The organism is Streptomyces sp. NPDC096132 (genome assembly GCF_044763345.1).
Lineage (GTDB): Bacteria > Actinomycetota > Actinomycetes > Streptomycetales > Streptomycetaceae > Streptomyces.
Genome location: NZ_JBIWGA010000035.1, coordinates 16,932 through 34,004 on the forward strand (window position 1 = coordinate 16,932; position 17,073 = coordinate 34,004).

Annotated in this window: 11 protein-coding genes; 8 read left to right on the forward strand and 3 right to left on the reverse strand. The window is 73.5% G+C overall.

Going from position 1 to position 17,073, the window contains the following annotated elements:
• Positions 1 to 9: 9 nt before the first annotated feature.
• The 4 genes from ACIRF9_RS45575 to ACIRF9_RS45590 all read left to right on the forward strand — a co-directional run bounded on the left by ACIRF9_RS45575 (position 10) and on the right by ACIRF9_RS45590 (position 5,882).
• Positions 10 to 723, forward strand: coding sequence for a TetR/AcrR family transcriptional regulator (locus tag ACIRF9_RS45575; RefSeq protein WP_403835453.1), 714 nt, complete (start codon positions 10 to 12; stop codon positions 721 to 723).
• Between the two features lie 162 nt (positions 724 to 885).
• A complete protein-coding gene (locus ACIRF9_RS45580; protein ID WP_403835456.1) occupies positions 886 to 2,952 on the forward strand; it encodes a PQQ-binding-like beta-propeller repeat protein in 2,067 nt (688 codons plus the stop codon).
• 147 nt (positions 2,953 to 3,099) lie between these two features.
• The gene (locus tag ACIRF9_RS45585) at positions 3,100 to 4,788 is read left to right on the forward strand and encodes a glycosyltransferase family 2 protein (protein ID WP_403835459.1); all 1,689 of its coding nucleotides are present in this window, start codon (positions 3,100 to 3,102) and stop codon (positions 4,786 to 4,788) included.
• Entirely contained in the window at positions 4,785 to 5,882 is a 1,098-nt protein-coding gene (locus ACIRF9_RS45590; protein WP_403835462.1) for a glycoside hydrolase family 26 protein, read from the forward strand. The genes ACIRF9_RS45585 and ACIRF9_RS45590 overlap by 4 nt, the downstream gene beginning before the upstream one ends.
• Position 5,883: 1 nt before the next feature.
• Here the strand turns inward: ACIRF9_RS45590 and ACIRF9_RS45595 are convergent, their stop codons facing one another.
• The 3 genes from ACIRF9_RS45595 to hmgA are packed head-to-tail and all read right to left on the reverse strand — an operon-like array spanning position 5,884 to position 9,176.
• Positions 5,884 to 7,044 (reverse strand): type ISP restriction/modification enzyme, encoded by a 1,161-nt coding sequence (locus ACIRF9_RS45595; RefSeq protein WP_403835465.1) that lies wholly within the window; start codon positions 7,042 to 7,044, stop codon positions 5,884 to 5,886.
• 25 nt (positions 7,045 to 7,069) lie between these two features.
• Complete coding sequence (locus ACIRF9_RS45600) at positions 7,070 to 7,819, reverse strand: GntR family transcriptional regulator (protein ID WP_403835466.1); 750 nt, start codon at positions 7,817 to 7,819, stop codon at positions 7,070 to 7,072.
• A gap of 28 nt (positions 7,820 to 7,847) precedes the next feature.
• A complete protein-coding gene (gene hmgA, locus ACIRF9_RS45605; RefSeq protein ID WP_403835469.1) occupies positions 7,848 to 9,176 on the reverse strand; it encodes a homogentisate 1,2-dioxygenase in 1,329 nt (442 codons plus the stop codon).
• A 207-nt stretch (positions 9,177 to 9,383) separates the two neighbouring features.
• Between hmgA and ACIRF9_RS45610 the strand changes: the two genes are divergently transcribed.
• From ACIRF9_RS45610 to ACIRF9_RS45625, 4 genes are all read left to right on the forward strand, one after another.
• Positions 9,384 to 9,896 carry a hypothetical protein gene (locus tag ACIRF9_RS45610; protein WP_403835472.1) on the forward strand — a complete coding sequence of 171 codons (513 nt, stop codon included), beginning with the start codon at positions 9,384 to 9,386 and terminating at the stop codon, positions 9,894 to 9,896.
• A gap of 103 nt (positions 9,897 to 9,999) precedes the next feature.
• Complete coding sequence (locus tag ACIRF9_RS45615; RefSeq protein WP_403835475.1) at positions 10,000 to 10,653, forward strand: TetR family transcriptional regulator; 654 nt, start codon at positions 10,000 to 10,002, stop codon at positions 10,651 to 10,653.
• An 82-nt stretch (positions 10,654 to 10,735) separates the two neighbouring features.
• The gene (locus tag ACIRF9_RS45620) at positions 10,736 to 11,602 is read left to right on the forward strand and encodes a hypothetical protein (protein ID WP_403835478.1); all 867 of its coding nucleotides are present in this window, start codon (positions 10,736 to 10,738) and stop codon (positions 11,600 to 11,602) included.
• Positions 11,577 to 17,000 carry a caspase family protein gene (locus ACIRF9_RS45625; RefSeq protein WP_403835481.1) on the forward strand — a complete coding sequence of 1,808 codons (5,424 nt, stop codon included), beginning with the start codon at positions 11,577 to 11,579 and terminating at the stop codon, positions 16,998 to 17,000. Before ACIRF9_RS45620 ends, ACIRF9_RS45625 begins: the two co-directional genes overlap by 26 nt.
• The last annotated feature ends 73 nt before the right edge of the window (positions 17,001 to 17,073 follow it).

Below are 17,073 nucleotides of genomic sequence, written 5' to 3' on the forward strand. Positions count from 1 at the left end.
TGATGATCGATGGCGGGCCGAGCGGCCGTACCCGAAGTGATCTGGGCCCGTCCCGAGCGGACGGGCCGGGGGCCGAAGCCCGCGTACACCCGCGCCGACATCGCCGCGGCGGCGGTGCGCATCGCCGACGAGGGCGGGCTGGACGCCGTGTCCATGCGGCAGGTCGCCGCCGCGCTGGGCTGCGGGACCATGTCGCTGTACAACTACGTCCCCCGCAAGGAGGACCTGTACGAGCTGATGGTGGACGCGGTCGGCGGTGAGCACGAGGAGTGGGAGCCGAGCGGGGACTGGCGGGTCGACCTGCGCAGGGTCGGGCGGGACACGCGGACCCTCATGCACCGGCATCCCTGGCTGCCGAAGCTGATGTCGCCGGTGTACGGGTTCAGTCCCAACGCGCTGCGGTACCTGGAGCACTGTCTGGCCTGTCTGGATCCGCTGGACATGAAATACGGCATGAAGATCCAGCTGGTGGCGATGCTCAACGCCGTGGTGACGATGTACGTCGCCAACGAGCTGGACACCGCTGAGCGGGTGCGGTCGTTGCCGTGGTCGGAGGAGCAGGAGAACGCGGTGCGGATCGCCTATCTGGGCAGTCAGGTGGCGAGCGGGGAGTATCCGCGGATGGCGGCGGCCTTTCTGGAGGATCCGGGGCCCATTGATCTCGAGGCCGTGTTCGAGACGGCTGTGGAGAGGGTGTTGGACGCGTTTGCTCCGCGGGGGTGAGGGGGCGCTTCGCGGGTGCGGGTCCGTTGTGGTTGCTCGCGCCCACGCGGCGGAGCCGCATATCGATCCAGCCCCGCGCCCCTTGGGGGGTTGGCCCCGCCGTGTGCTGAGTGGTTCCGTAGGGAAGGCTCCACCCCGCACGGAACTTGAGGGGGTGGGCGCTTGGAGGCTCTGGCGGCGGAGGATCCCGGGCAGATCGGGCGGTACCAGCTCCTCGCGCGGCTCGGCAGCGGGGGCATGGGGCGGGTCTATCTGGCCAGGTCGGAGACGAACGAGCAGGTCGCCCTGAAGGTCATTCAGCCCGAGCTGGCCAAGGACCCCACCTTCCGCAGACGGTTCGCCCGGGAGGTCGAGGCGTCCCGGTCCGTCTCCGGGCCCTTCACCGCCGGAGTCGTCGACGCGGACCCCGACGGGACGCCGCCCTGGCTGGCCACCGCCTACATTCCCGGGCCCTCACTGCAGGAAGCCGTGCGGGGCGGGGGCGCGCTGACCGAGGGCTCGGTGCGCGAGCTGGGGCTCGGGCTGGTGCACGCGCTCGCCGCCGTCCACGCGGCCGGCGTGGTGCACCGGGACCTCAAGCCGGGCAACGTGCTGCTGGCGTCCGACGGGCCGCGTGTCATCGACTTCGGCATCTCCAAGGTGGCCGAGGCCAGCGCGCTGACCCACACCGGGACCACGATGGGCTCCCCGGGGTACATGGCGCCGGAGCAGATCCGCGGGGAGGGCACCGGAACCGCCACCGACGTCTTCGCGCTCGGCGCCGTCCTGGTCTTCGCGTCCACCGGCGCCGGGCCGTTCGGCGAGGGCACCCCCGACCTGCTGCTGTACCGCATCATGCACGAGCCGCCGTATCTCGGGGCGGTCCCGGACCGGCTGCTCGGCATCGTGGCCTCCTGCCTGGACAAGGACGCGACCCGGCGGCCCGGACTGCGCGAGGTCGCCGCCGCCCTGGGCGCCGGGCGGTCCGACTCCGCGCTCTTCGGACCCGGCTGGCAGGCCGGTACGACCGCCGTCCGCGCCGGGGATCCACGGCACATCCTCGTCAGGGCGACGGGCGAAGGGGACGTGGACGCCGCCACGGCATCGGCCCACCACCAGGTCCCCGACGCCCCCGCCGTGCACTCCCCACCTGGGCTCACCCCCGGATTCGGCCCGCCCTCGGCCCCCCGGCCGACGCCCCCCGCCCCCACCCGCCGCCGGCTCCTGCTGGCCGCCGCGGGGCTCACGGCCGGGGCGGGGCTCGGCTTCACCGGCTGGCGGCTGCTGGACGAGGACCCGCCGTCCGAGGCGGGCACCCGGCTGTGGCGCTTCCCGGTCACCGGCGTGCTCGTCAACCACCCCCGGGTCGCCGGGGACCTGGTGTACGCGGCGAGCAACGACGGGACCCTGTACGCCGTCGACGTGGCCTCGGGCCGGCAGCGCTGGTCCTACACGACCGGCGCGGCGCTGGGCTCCGCCCCCTGCGTCCTCGGCGGGGTCGCCTATCTGGGCAGCGACGACGGCAGGCTGTACGCGCTCGACGCGCGGTCGGGCGAGGAGCGCTGGGCGTTCCGGACGGGTGGGATCGTGCACTCGCCCGTGGTCACCGGCGGGGTGGCGTACATCGGCAGCGCGGACGGCCACCTGTACGCCGTCGACGTGTCCGACGGGAGCCGGCTGTGGCGGTTCAGGACGGGCCACGACACCCACTCCCCGACGATCGCCGGCGAGACCGTCTACGTGGGCTGCAGCGACACCCGCCTGTACGCCGTCGACGCGGCCACCGGCAAGGAGCGCTGGCGGTTCACCACGGCCGGCGCCGTCTCCTGGTTCCCGGTGGTGACGGGCGGCCTCGTGTACTTCGGCAGCACGGACCAGAACCTCTACGCCGTCCGTGCCGCGGGCGGCCGGGAGGTGTGGCGGGCGAAGGGGGTCTCCGCCAAGGCCGGTCCCCTGGTGGCCCGGGGCACGGTCTACTGCGGCAGCGGACGGGAACTGCGCGCCTGGGACGCCCGCACGGGGAAGAAACGCTGGTCACTGGCGACGGACGGGGACGTGTGCGCGCCCGCCGTCGCGGACGGGGTCGTCTACGCCGGCAGCAGCGACCAGCGGCTGTACGCCGTCGACGCCGCCAGCGGCGAGCCGCGCTGGACCTTCACCGCCGGAGCGGAGGTCAACCCGCCGACCGCCACCGCCGACGCCGTGTACTTCGGGGGCGCGGACAGCCGGCTCTACGCCGTGCGTACGTGACGTTCCGCGCGCTCCGCCGCACGCGCCTTCGCGCCCCCGATGGCCGGAACCGGCCGTCGGCGGCGCATGTCTGAAGCGGTGCGTGGCGTACGGCCGGAGTTCTTCGCACGGGTGGGTGCGGTGCTCCCAGGGGGAGGTTCGATGCCGGTGTCCGAGTTTCCGGAGGCAGAGGCGCGGGAGTCGTACCGGCGCTGTGCCTGGATCACCGGGCCCCTGTCGGCTCCGGCGGGCGGCGGTCCGGTCCAGGTGCGGTACCGGGCCGTCCTGAGCACCTCGCAGCGGCTGGTCCTCACCTGCCTGGCGCTGCTCACCGCGCTCAGCGGGATCGCCCTCGCCGGCTGGCTGCTGCTGCCCCGGCACGTGCCCGGCGGCGCCGCCTCCGCCGCCGGGGACTGGCGGCTGATCCTCGCCCGGCTCGCCTTCTGCGTGGTCGTCGCCATCGAACTCGTCAAGGTGGTGCAGGTCTTCGCCGTCTGGACGTTCGCCTGGCACGCCCGCGACCCGGTCCCGCTCACCCCGCCCGTCGGACTGCGGGTGGCGATGCTCACCACCATCGTGCCCGCCAAGGAACCCCTCGACGTCGTGGAGCGCACCCTGCGGGCCATGCGGCGGGTCACCTACTACGGCGGCAGCGTCGACGTGTGGATCCTGGACGAGGGCGACGACCCCGCCGTACGCGCCCTCGCCGCCCGGCTGGGCGTACGGCACTTCACCCGCAAGGGGCGCCCCGAGTACAACCGGCCCTGGGGCATCTTCCGGACCCGCACCAAGTCCGGCAACCACAACGCGTGGCGCGCGGAACACGAGCGCGGCTACGACGTGATCGCCCAGATGGACCCCGACCACGTCCCGCTGCCCTGCTTCCTGGAGCGCGCCCTCGGCTACTTCCACGACCCCGACGTCGCGTTCGTCGTCGCGCCCCAGGTCTACGGGAACATGCACGACAACTGGATCGCGCACGGCGCCTCCGTCCAGCAGTACCTGTTCAGCGGGATCGTCGAGCGCGGCGGGAACGGACTCGACGCGCCCCTGCTCATCGGCACCAACCACCTGTACCGGGCCACGGCCTGGCGGAGCATCGGCGGCTACCAGGACTCGATCATCGAGGACCATCTGACCAGCATGCGCGTCCAGGGGACGGTCAACCCCGGCACCGGCAACCGCTGGAAGGGCGTCTACACCCCGGACGTGATCGCCGTCGGCGAGGGCCCCACCAGCTGGACCGACTACTTCAACCAGCAGAAGCGCTGGGCCTACGGCGTCTGGGAGATCAAGCTCAACCGCCGCCTCACCGAGGGCATCCGACTGCACCGCCGCCAGCGCCTGCTCTACACCCTGGTGCAGTTCTACTATCCGAGCGTCGCCGCGACCCTGCTCCTCGGCACCCTCGCGACCGCCCTCGCCCTGCTGCTCGGCGTCATGACCGCCGGTCTCGAAGGGCCGACCTGGCTGGGCCTGTGGTCCGCCGGGATGGGGAGCTGGCTGTGGCTGTGGTGGTGGCTGCGCCGCTTCAACCTCGCCGAGCACGAGCGGCGCGAACTCGGCGCCCAGGGCTTCGTGCTGGCCCTGTTCGCCGGCCCGGTCTACGTCTCGGCCGCGCTCGGCGCGCTGCTGCGCCGCCCCCTCGGCTACGCGGTCACCGCCAAGGGCGAGCTGCGCAGCCCCGACTCGCCGCGCACCTTCCGGCTCCATCTGCTCTGGGCGGCGCTCATGGCGGCCCCGCTGGCGGCCAGCTACGTTCTGGACCACACCAATCCGGCACCCCGGCTGTGGGCGGTACTGGCGCTGCTCACAGGACTGCTGCCACCCCTGCTCGCGGCGCGGGAGGCCCGGTGAGGCTCTCCGTCACCCGCGTGCTCGCCGTCGTCCTCGCCACTGTGCTCGGCGGCTATGTCTTCGTCGTGGGACCGCATCTCGCGGGCGAGCGGGAGCGGCGCCGTACGGCCGCGATCGACGCGGCGCTGCCGCCGACCCACCCGGCCCCCCACCGGAGCGGGCGAGGGACGTTCCCCGCCCCCGGTGACGTCTTCGTCGGCATCATGACCGACGAGGGCGTCCACGACCTCACCGAGGCGGCCCGCTTCACCCGCCGCACCGGACACCGCCCCCAGGTCTACGAGTTCTCCCTGGACTGGGCGAACGACACCTTCGACGCCGGCCCCGTCGACGACATCGCGCGGCGCGGCATGATGCCCCTGCTCGCCTGGGAACCCTGGGACCACCGCGCCGAACCCGACACCGAGGAACTGCGCGGCGAGCAGCCCCGCTACCGGCTCTCCCGGATCATCGACGGCGCCTTCGACCCGTACATCCGCAGCTGGGCCGAGGGCATCGCCTCCCTCGGCTACCCGGTGGGGATCCGCTTCGCGCACGAGATGAACGGCTACTGGTACCCGTGGTGCGAGGAGTCCAACGGCAACCGGCCGGGCGAGTACGCACGCGCCTGGCGGCACGTCCACCGTCTCTTCGAGCGGGCGGGGGCCGACAACGCGGTCTGGGTGTGGAGCCCCAACGTCCACTACACGAACGCCACGCCGTTCGAGAAGCTCTACCCCGGCGACGCCTACGTGGACTGGGTGGGCCTCTCCGGCTACTACGGCACCGTCGGCAAGGAGAACTACCAGTCCTTCGACCGGATCTTCACCGCCTCGGAGAAGCGGCTGGCCCGGCTCACCGCCAAGCCCCTGGTGATCACCGAGGTGGGGGCCACGGACGCGGCGGGCCGGAAGGCGGAGTGGATCGCCGGGATGTTCCGCTCGCTGCCCCGCCACCCGCGCATCATCGGCGTGATCTGGTACGAGGCGGTGCGAGTGATCGACTGGCGGGTCACCACCTCCGCCGCGAGCGTCCGCGCCTTCGCGGCGGGAGTGGCCGCGCCGCGCCACCGCACACCCTGGTCGCCCGAGGCACAGCCCCGTCGGCGGCTGTGACTCACAGCAGCGCGAACTGGCCCTCCGGGCCCTCCTCGTGATGGTCCAGGACGGAGGCCGGCCGACGGGCGGAGTCCGGGACCGGCAGCACCCCCGCCGCCCGCAGCTCCGCCGCGCTGACCGGGTCGGTCACCTCCCACTCCGCCCGCTGCCCGCGCACCTCGGCCAGCAGTGCCAACACCGTGATCAGCTCGAGGAGTTCGGAGGTCCAGGTCTGCTGCCAGGCGGCCGGGCGGATCGCCGCCAGGGTGCCCGGCTCGGCGCCCTCCGCCGTCCGCGCCGCGAACCACCGCTCCAGGACCCGTACTCCCGCGCCCGCCTCGAAGTCCCAGGCCTCGGGCGGGACGGGGGAGACCCGGCCCTCGTCGAGGCGGAGGGTCTCCTCCTCGCGGTCGTAGTGCAGGGTCAGCGGGTGCGCCGGGAGCGGGGCGCGGACGTAGGGGCGGCGGCCGCCGGGGAGCTTGGGGCGCTCGCCGGCACGGCGCAGCAGCCACAGCGCACGGCGCCCCGACTCGACACCCCGCGCCCACAGTCCGGGGTCCCGGGTGAGAGGGACGGTCAGATCGGGGCGGACGGCGGTCAGGGTCCAGGCCAGGAAGTCCACCGGATCGGGGGAGAGGCCCAGCCGCTCCAGGTGCGCCGGCAGGCCCGGCGCCAGATTCGGCTCCGCGCCGCCCGGCCGCCGGTACAGCGGACGGATCCGGCCGGGGCGCAGGAGCGGGAGCAGGGAGGTCGCGAGGAGCGGCGACCCGGGAACCTCCGGTGACTCCACCACGAACACCTGCCGGTCGTCGGCCACGCGCCACAACTCCGGGCGGGCCGCGTCGATCAGCCGGTGGTCGGGGATGAGCCACTGCTCGTCGAAGGGGGCGGCCAGCACCCGCACGGGCTCCGGGCAGGGCCCGGCGGCGCGGACCAGGCGTTCCGTGCCGCCCGAGCGGCCCGGCAGCTGGCCGACCGCCGTGTGCAGGGTGCGCGAGCGCGTCGGCTCGAACAGGGCCTCGCGGTCCGGGCCCTCGGCCTTCACCAGGGCGTCCCAGCGGGCCTTCAGGGACGCCGGGTCGGGGGCCGTCGGCCACCCCCGGCCGAGCCGCGGCGGTGCGACGGACCACGGCATGAGGTCCGCCAGCGGCGGAGCGTCGTCGTGCGTCACGCTGGGCATGGTACGTGGGACTGGCCGCGGCATGTCACGTGGCGTCGAGGGTGACCGTGAAGGAGAAACGGTCGCCCCGGTAGTGGATGACCGCGGCGTCGAGCACCCGCCCGTCCCCGTCGTAGGTCACGCCCGTGTAGTGCAGGATCGGGCTCAGCAGCGGCACTTGGAGCAGCCGGGCGGTCTCCGGGTCCGCGAGCCGGGCCTCGACCGTGTCCGTGATCCGGCCGATGTCCGCGCCCACCACGTCCCGCAGCACCTTGGTCATCGGCCAGCGCACCAGGTCGTCCGGGTCGATCCTGGCGGCGATCTCCGGACGGACCCAGTTGCGGGCGTGGTTGGTCGGTTCGCCCGTCTTCTCGTCGCCGCGCAGCCGGTGGTACGTGGCCACCTCGGCCAGGTCCGGGAAGAACTCGGCGAGTTCGGCGGGAACGGCCGCCGTGCCGTGCCCCAGCAGCTCCGTCACCATGCCGGACTGCTGGGCCACGATCGCGTCGACCGAGCCGAGCAGCCGTACGGGAGCACCCCGTCGGACGCCCGGCTCGATGAACGTGCCGCGCCGCCGGTGCCGGGTGATCAGCCCCTCGTCCTCCAGTTCCTTCAGCGCCTGCCGCATGGTCAGCACGCTCACGCCGTAGTGCCCCGCCAGCTGCTCCTCGGTGGGCAGCCGCAGCGAGTCCCGGGGCGAGCGGCCGAGTATCGAGGCGCGCAGCGACTGCGACACCTGGTACCACAGCGGCAGCTTGCGGTTGAGGACGATCGAGTCCGGGGCGAAGGAGGTCACGGGGACTATCCGTACCGGTCGTCGGCGATCAGGGCAACGGGCGGAAGTGCCGCTCGAGGCCGTTCCACACGTCGTCGTAGCGTTCCTGCAACTGCTCCGCGCCGGCCGCGTGCGGGGTGAGGGTGAGCGGCCACCGCGTCTCGAACATGAAGGCCAGTCCGTCGTCGATCCTCTGCGGTCGCAGCTCGGCGGCGCTCGCCCGGTCGAAGGTCTCCCGGTCCGGACCGTGCGCCGACATCATGTTGTGCAGCGAGCCGCCACCCGGTACGAAGCCGCCCTTTCCGGCCGTCTTCGCGTCGTAGGCGCCCTCGATCAGGCCCATGTACTCGCTCATCACGTTCCGGTGGAAGTACGGCGGCCGGAAGGTGTCCTCGCCCACCAGCCAGCGCGGCGCGAACACCACGAAGTCGACACCGGCCAGGCCCGGGGTGTCCGACGGGGACGTCAGCACCGTGAAGATCGACGGGTCGGGATGGTCGTACGAGATCGTCCCGATGACATTGAAACGGCGCAGGTCGTAGACGTACGGGACGAGGTTGCCGTGCCAGGCGACCACGTCGAGGGGCGAGTGGCCGTACGTCGTGCTCCAGAGGTTGCCGCAGAACTTGTTGACCACCTCCACCGGCCCGTCCACGTCCTCGTACGCGGCGACGGGCGCGCGGAAGTCGCGGGGGTTGGCGAGGCCGTTGGCGCCGATGGGGCCGAGGTCGGGGAGGCGGAAGGGGGCGCCGTAGTTCTCGCAGACGTATCCCCGGGCGGAGGCGTCCAGCAGCTCCACCCGGAAGCGCACCCCGCGGGGGATCAGTGCCACGTCACCCGGCTCGGCGTGCAGCAGGCCGAACTCGGTGCGCAGCAACAGCCCGCCCCGCTCGGGGACGATCAGCAGCTCGCCGTCTGCGTCGCTGAAGACGCGGTCCATGGAGGCGTCGGCGTGGTAGAGGTGCACGGCCATGCCGGTGCGCCGGGTGGCGTCGCCGTTGCCGCCGAGGGTCCACAGACCGGCCAGGAAGTCCGTCCCCTCCCCGGGCTCGGGCAGGGGGTCCCAGCGCAGCCGGTTGGGGTCGGGGACCGTCTCGGTGAAGGGACCGGTGCGCAGCGCGCCGTTGCCGGCGCGGGTGAACGCCGGGTGCGCGGCCGACGGGCGGATCCGGTACAGCCAGGAGCGGCGGTTGTGGGCGCGCGGTTCGGTGAAGGCCGTACCGCTCAGCTGTTCGGCGTACAGACCGAGGGGGGCGCGCTGCGGTGAGTTGCGGCCCTCGGGGAGGGCGCCCGGCACGGCCTCGGAGGCGTGCTCGTTGCCGAACCCCGAGAGATAGGACAGCCCCTCGGCGGTCTTGCGTGCGTCCCCGCTGCTCATCGTCGCTCCCTCGCGTGCGGTTCCCCGCGGGGCGGTTCCTCGGCCCTGTCGGATCCTCGCCCTGCCGATTCCTATGCACCACCGTAGGATTGCGTTTTCGCGGGCGCAAGAGGTCCGCCGCTCCTCCTCACGGAGGACGATCACACCCGGCCGGAACCAGACCCCAGGGGGATCCGCGTGTCGGACAGGTGCTCTAATCTCCCGGGCATGTCGTGGAAGCGCACAGCCGTCTCCGTGCTCGCGGTCTGTGTCCTGTCGCTGGCCGGATCCGCGGGCTGCGACTCCGGCGATGCCGGGGAACAGGGGACCGTCGTCTCGCCCTCGCCCGTGGGCAAGGTCCTGGACGACACCGACGACGACGGGCGCCACTACCGCGAGGTGGACAAGAAAGGGGCGCCCGAGGTGGGCGTCGAGGTCCAGCCCGACGCCGACGGCAGCTGGGACGTCCGGCTGAAGCTGGCCAACTTCCGCTTCTCGCCGTCCGGGGCGGCGGCCAAGGCGGTCACCGGCCGCGGCACCGCCCGGCTCTACGTCGACGACCAGCCCGTCGCCGATCTGCGCACCCCCACCTACCGCATCCCGGCCGGTTACCTCCCGCACGGCACCCACCAGGTCACCGCGCGGCTGTACGCGGACGACGGCACGGTCTGGGCGGTCGACGGCAAGCCGGTGCAGAGCACGGCGGACATCACGGCCTCGGAGCCGTCCCCCTCCCCGTGACCGTCCCGCCCTCCGTGACCGCCCCGAGGCCCCCGTTGAGTGCAGCGGGCATCTTTCCCCGTACTCAGGGGCGAGGTTCACCAGGCCGCGACGGAAAGGCATCATGAGGTCCGTGCCCCAAGCGACATCGCTCCGTCGTGCGCCCGTCCAGCGGCGCAGTGCCGAACGGCTGACCAGGATCCTGGACGCCTGCGCCGACCTGCTGGACGAGGTCGGCTACGACGCCCTCAGCACCCGGGCCGTCGCCCAGCGCGCCGGCGTCCCGATCGGCTCCGTCTACCGCTTCTTCGGCAACAAACGGCAGATGGCCGACGCGCTCGCCCAGCGCAACCTGGAGCGTTTCTCCGAACGCGTCACCGAACGGCTGAAGGGTGCCCGGCGCGGGCGCACCGCCCGCTCGGGCGACGCCGAGGGCGCGGGGGACTGGCGGGCCGCCATGGACGCCGTGCTCGACGAGTACCTGGCCATGAAGCGCACCGCGCCCGGCTTCTCCCTCGTCGACTTCGGCAACCAGATCCCGGTCGGCGCCCGCCAGGCCGAACCCAACCACCGCGTCGCCGACCGCCTCACCGACCTCCTCTCCGACTACCTCGACCGCACCCCCGACGAGGACCTGCGCCGCACCTTCCTGATCGCCGTCGAAACCGCCGACACCCTCGTCCAGCTGGCCTTCCGGGTGGATCCGCAGGGGGACGAGAAGGTCATCGGCGAGATGCGGGAGCTGCTGCGGGCCTATCTGGCGCGCGTCCTCGACTGAACCGCCCGACGCCACAACCGCCCTCCCGGGCCCACCCGTTGCTAAGGTGATCGCACCCTGGGGTCGGGCATGGGGGGACGCGATGGCTCGGGTGGTCTGCATCCATGGGGTCGGGCAGCAGTACAGGGGGGAGCGGGAGCTGACCGGCTCCTGGCACACCGCGCTGGCCGACGGCCTGCTCCGGGCCGCCTCCCCGCTCACCCTCACCCCCGACGACGTGCGCTGCGTCTTCTACGGCGATCTGTTCCGCCCGCCCGGCCGCACCCTCGCCGTCACCGACCCGCCCCTCGACGCCTCGGACGTCGAGGCGGGCTTCGAGACCGAGCTGCTGCTCGCCCTGTGGCAGGAGGCCGCCCGCACGGACCCCGGCGTACTGCCACCGGACGCGCGCACACTGGCCCGCACCCCGGCCACGGTCCAGCGTGCCCTCAACGCCCTCAGCCGCTCCCGGTTCTTCGCCGGCGTCGCCCTGCGCGGACTCGTCCTCGACCTCAAACAGGTCCGCGCCTACCTGTGCGACACCGCCGTGCGCGACGCCGTCCAGCAGCGGGTCGCGGACGCCGTGGACGAGCGGACCCGCGTCTTCGTCGGGCACTCCCTCGGCAGCGTCGTGGCCTACGAGGCCCTGTGCGGGCACCCCGAGTGGCCGGTGCGTGCCCTGCTGACGGCCGGCTCGCCGCTGGGCATCCGCAACCTCGTGTTCGACCGCCTGCGCACCGGCGAGGGCGGCAGGCCGGGCGACTGGCCGGGCAGCGTCGACCGGTGGACGAACCTCGCCGACGAGGGGGACGTGGTCGCCCTCGTGAAGGACCTGCGGCCGCTGTTCGGCGAGCGCGTCCGCTGCCATCTCGTCCACAACGGGGCACGCGCCCACGACGCGACGCGCTACCTCAACACGGCCGAGGCGGGCCGCGCGGTGACCGATGGATGCGGCCCCGTTCCCGGCTGAGGCGCCGGCCGCCGAGCCGCACGCCGGCACCGCGCGCCGCTACCTGATCGCCGCCGCCGTCACCGACGTGCTCGACCACCCCGAGGCCGAACGCGCCGAACTCGCCGAGGACGTACGGCGGATGGAGGACCTGTTCCTCGGTGAACTCGGCTACCACCGGGGCGCGCGGCTCGGCCTCAACCCGACCCGTCCCCAACTGCTGTCGGCCCTGCGGGAGTTCGCCACCGCCGCCGACCGCCGCGCCGACGACCACGTGGTGCTCTACCTGGCCGCCCACGGCGCCACCGACCCGGACAGCGGGCGCCACTATCTGCTGCTCCACGACAGCCGGGCACGCGACCTGTACGGCACGGCCCTGCCCACGGAGGACCTGGTCGGCCAGCTCTGGGAGGGCACCGCGGTCGAGCGTCTGCTCGTACTGATCGACGCCTGTTACGCGGAGGAGGGCACGGACCGGGCCCTGCGCGGAGCGCTGGACGCGCGCCGCTTCCGGGCACCCGTCACCGAACACGGCAACAGCGGCCTGGTGCTCGTCTCCGCCTCCCGCCGCAAGGAGGAGGCCTTCACCGGCGCGCTGTCGGCCGCCTTCGACCGGGCCGTGCGCCGCCAGGCGACCGCCGGGCACGCGCCCGCCCACATCAGCCTCGAACAGGTCATGGCGGCCATCAGCGCCGACCCCGAGGTACCGCTCGCCCAGCGCCCCGTCTGGTCCCTCACCCACGCCACCGGCGACATCCCGGCGTTCCTGCCGAACCCGCGGTACATCCCCGGCTCCGCCGGGCTCAAGCTCGACGAGATCGACCGGATCGTCGCCGTCCGCGCCCGTGAACGCGACGCCCGTGAGCAGGACATGCGCGACTTCTTCCTGCCCCGGGCCCGCGGCACCGATCTGCCCACCGAGGAGGTCTGGGACTTCACCGGCCGGCACATGGCCCTCGGCGACGTCACCACCTGGCTCGACCCGCGCCGCGCCGACGAGCGGCTGTGCGTGGTCACCGGCGACCCGGGGTCGGGCAAGTCCTCGGTGCTCGGCATGGTCGCCGTGCTCACCGACCCCGAGCGCAGCGCCGCCGTACCGCGTGAGGAACTGCCGCCCCTGCTGCCGCGCCCCGGTGACGTCGACGTCCGGGTCAACGCCAGCCACCTCTCCACCCGGCAACTGCTCGACGCCCTCTCCGCGGCGGCCGGCTGCGCCGCCGAATCCCTGGGCGCCCTCACCGCCCACCTCCAGACCAGAAGCACCCCGCTCGTCGTCCTCGTCGACTCCCTGGACGAGGCCCTCGTACCGCACGAGACCGTGGACGAACTCGTCGCCCCGCTCACCGACCCCGAACGCCGGCTCCCGCTGCGCCTGCTGGTCGGCGCCCGCCCGCACATCGCCGCCCGGCTGCCCGCCGACGCCCCGCGCATCGACCTGGACTCCGAACGCCACGGCGACCCCGGTGCCGTCCGCGCCTACACCCGCAAGCTGCTGTGCGCCCCCGGCTCACCCCTGCGCACCGCCCAGCCCCGTCTCGTCGACACGATCGCCGAGGCCGTCGCCGAAGCCGCCGGCCGCTCCTTCCTGGTCGCCCGCATCACCGCCCGCACCCTGGCCCGGGAACCCCACCCGCCCGACCCCTACGACCAGGGGTGGCGCGACGCACTCCCGCGCCTGCCCGGCCAGGCCATGGAACGCGACCTCGTCCAGCGCCTCGGCCCCCGCGCCGTCCGGGCACGCGAACTGCTCCTGCCGCTCGCCTACGCCCAGGGCGCGGGACTGCCCTGGGCGGGCATCTGGCCCCGGCTGGCGTGCGCGCTCACCGGCCGGGACTACGGCGACGAGGACGTCGTATGGCTGCGGCAGGCGGCCGGGTCGTACGTCGTGGAGAGCGTGGAGGCGGGCGGCTCGGTGTACCGGGTGTACCACCGGGCGCTCATCGAGTACCTGAGGGAGGGGCGTGACGCGGAGGCGGTGCAGCGGACGGTCACCGAGGTGCTGCGCGAGGTCGAACACCCCTATGTCCGCCGCTATCTGGCACTGCACGCCGCCGAGGGCGGGGTCCTCGATCCACTGGTCCAGGACGCGGCCTTCGTGCTGCGGGCCGAACCGGGACGGCTGCTGGCGGCGCTCCCCGGACTGCGCACCCGGGAGGGGCGGCGGGCCGGGCAGGCCGTACGGGACCTGGAGGGGGAGCTGCGGGACCGCGAGGGCAGGGGACCCGATCCGCAGGCCCGGGCCCGGCTGCGGCTGGCCGCGGTGTGCCACAAGGCGCAGACGCTGGCCGACTCGTGCGACGCGGGGGAGGAGCTGCCGTGGCGGGCCCGGTGGGCCGCCTGGAACCCGCACGAGGGGGAGCGGCAGTACGACGGGATGAGCATCGGGGTGGGGCGCGGGGTGGTCGTGCCGCGTGCGGACGGGGCACGGTTCCTGGACCTGACGCGGCGCAACGGGGCGGTGTGGGTCGATCTGGACGGGGGAGGGGTGACGAGGGCCAGACCGTCGGAGGTCACTTGGTACCTGCGGACCCTGGACTCCGTACCCCAGTTGCGGGACGGTGCGGCCGCGATGTACTCGGACCCGCGGCTCTCGCTGGAGAAGGGCCGTGTGGAACACAGGCCCTGGGCGCGCCTGCTGCATGTGTGGCAGGCCACCGGACTCCGGACGTGGCTGCTGCCGCCCAGCCCGGTCGACACCGATGCCGAGCGGGAGGTTCTCGACGTACCGCATCGGACGGTGGTGCTCGCCGGGGCGAACGGTGCCCCGCGGACGGTGGCCCTCCTCTTCCTCGCCGGCCGCCTCACGGGCCATGTGATCGTCTACCGGCTCAACTCCGCCTTCGCCTATCCGCCTCTGGGCCGCCGCCAGCGGCGGGACCTGTGGAACTGGGAGCGGGAGGACTGGCAGAAGCGGGCGGACCAGCTCACCGCCGACTGCGAACTGGTGCTGTCGCCGGAGGAGACGGGGCACCGCGTCAGCGCCTGCGCCGCGCCTCTCGGGCTGCCCACGGGATCACTCCTGCTCGCCCACGAGGACGGCCGGGTCGTCCAGTTCTCGATTCCGACGCAGATGACCGAGGCCGAGGCGGTGACCGGGCACGAGGACCCGATCACGGAGGTGGTCACGGTGGATGGCCATCCCCTCGGCCGGCTCGTCGTGACCGCGGGCCTGGACCGCACCGTGCGGTTGTCCTCGCTCACCACCGGGGCTCCCGTCCGGACCCTGCTGAAGACCGGTTCCGTCATCGCCTCCCTGGCCGTGCACCGCGTCGCCCGGCAGTGGATCGTCGCTGTCGTGACCTCCGACGGGCAGCTCCACCGCGTCGACCTCGACAGCGGGCGCCCGATCGGCCTGCCGCTCCGCGTGGACCGGGGCCTGTCCGTCAGAGCGACGACCTTCGATCTGGGACTGACGGCCTGTGTGTCCGTCCAGGGCGGCACCCGGGGCGTCCAGCTGTACGACCTCGTGACCGGCGACCGCTTGGGTGGCCAGGTCCTGAACCACGGGGTGACGACCCTGTGCCGGGCGGGTGGCACGGTCTGCGCGGGAGGCACCGACGGGATCGTGCGGCTGTGGCCCACCCCGCACGCGGCGGACTCCACGCATCTGATCGCCCACGACAGCCAGGTCCTCGCCGTCGGTGAGATCCGCGGCCCGTCCGGCACGCCGGCCCTGGTCACCGTCGGCCAGGACCGCGAGATCCGCTGCTGGGACCTGGCCCGACGGCACGAGCTGTGGCGGCGGCGCCTGGCGGTGGACCCAGGGGTCTGGGAAGACCCGCTGATCAGCTGTGCCGTCGTCGGAGAGACATCCGACGGGCGCGCGTTCCTCGCCACCGGTGAGTACAGGGGACGTGTCGAGATCCTCGTCCTGCGGGCCGGAATGCCGGTCGCCGAACAGGGTTTCACCGTCCCGGACACCGTCCTCACGCTGACCACCGGCCGGGTGCGGGGCCGGGACGTCCTGGTCGCCGGTACCGGCACCGGCCGGATCGTCTGCTGGGACGTGGGGGCCGGCCGTATGTACGCGTACGGCCCGTCCCCCGACACGGAGGTGTGGACCACGGCCCTCGCCCTCGCCCCGGACGGCTCCGGGAGGCTGGCCGTGGGCGGACTCGACGGATCGGTCCGCGAGTGGTCCCTGCCCACCTGCCGTCCCCTCGGCCCGGCCCGCGCGGCCCACCGCGGCGCCGTGCGCGCACTGGAGTACACCGCGACCGGGCTGGTCGGCTGCGGTCTCGACAACCGTCTGGCCGTGTACGACGACGGCTGGGAACGCCGGATGCCCGTGCCCGTCGCCTCGCTGCACCGGACGGACGACGGACTGCTCTGCGGCGACGACCGCGGCCACATCTGGTCGCTGCGGGACGGGCCGGAGGGCCGCCGGGTGGTCGAGGCGCTGGACGCCGTACGCCCCGTGACCGCCGTCGCCGCCGTACCCGTCGACGGAGAACTGGTCGTGGTCTCCGGCGGCGGCGACGGTTCGCTCCAGGTCCGCGAGGCGGAGCACGGCACGCCGGTCCGCAACCTGCGGCCGGTCGACGAGACGGAGGTGGAGCAGCTGGCCACCGTCTCCCGGCGCTCGCCGGGGCGGCCGCCCGTGGCCCGGCTGTTCGCACGCGGCGGGCAAAGGGTGCTGCAGTACTGGGACTTCGGCATGGGTGGCCCGCTCTCCTCGGCGGGCACACCACTCCTGCTCACCGTGCCCCATGATCGCTCCGGGGCGCGGTTGGCGGTGCTGCCCGAGGACGACGGCCAGACACTGCTGTCGCTCACGATCGACGAGGCCCTCGGAGACCTGGACGTCCATGATGTCTTCCGGGGACGGCTGGCCCACCAGAGGTGCGCCGTGGAGGTGGACGACGCCCCCAGTCCCGCCTGGCTGCGAGCCGTCCGCTGTGCGGGCAGGGTGCTCGTGTTCACGCCGGTCGACTCCGAGGTGCTGGCCGTGCTCGACACGAGCAGTCGCCGATGGGCGACCGTGCGGATGCCGGACCCCTGGCTGCTCGACGTGTTCACCCTGCCCGGGCCGGACGGTGACACACTGCTGCTGATCGCCGGCGACCGGACCAGGATCGTCTCCTGGGAGGCCCTTCGCACCCGGTTCAAGGGGCACGACGAGTGGCCCCGGACGTACCGGCAGCTCAGATTCCGTGGCCGTCGCTACGGGCGGGCGGCCCCCGGGCTCCCCGTCGTCCACGAACACCGGACACCGCTGTCGCTCCCCGACTTCTGCGCCCTTCTGCCCGGCTCCGAGAGCTACGCCCTCACGGACGGCCCCCGTCTCGCCGTCGTCCGCACCCGTACCGGCGAGGTTCTCCGCGACCTCGTCCTCCCCTCACCCTGCACCGCGCTCACCACCGGCCCCCGTGGCGAGCTCGTCGTCGGCACCGACAAGGGCCTGATCCTCTTCGACTGAGCCACGGACGCCGTGACCGGCATCCGGCCGAGACTGATGCCAATGACCCCTCCCGATGAGGCATACCGGTCGG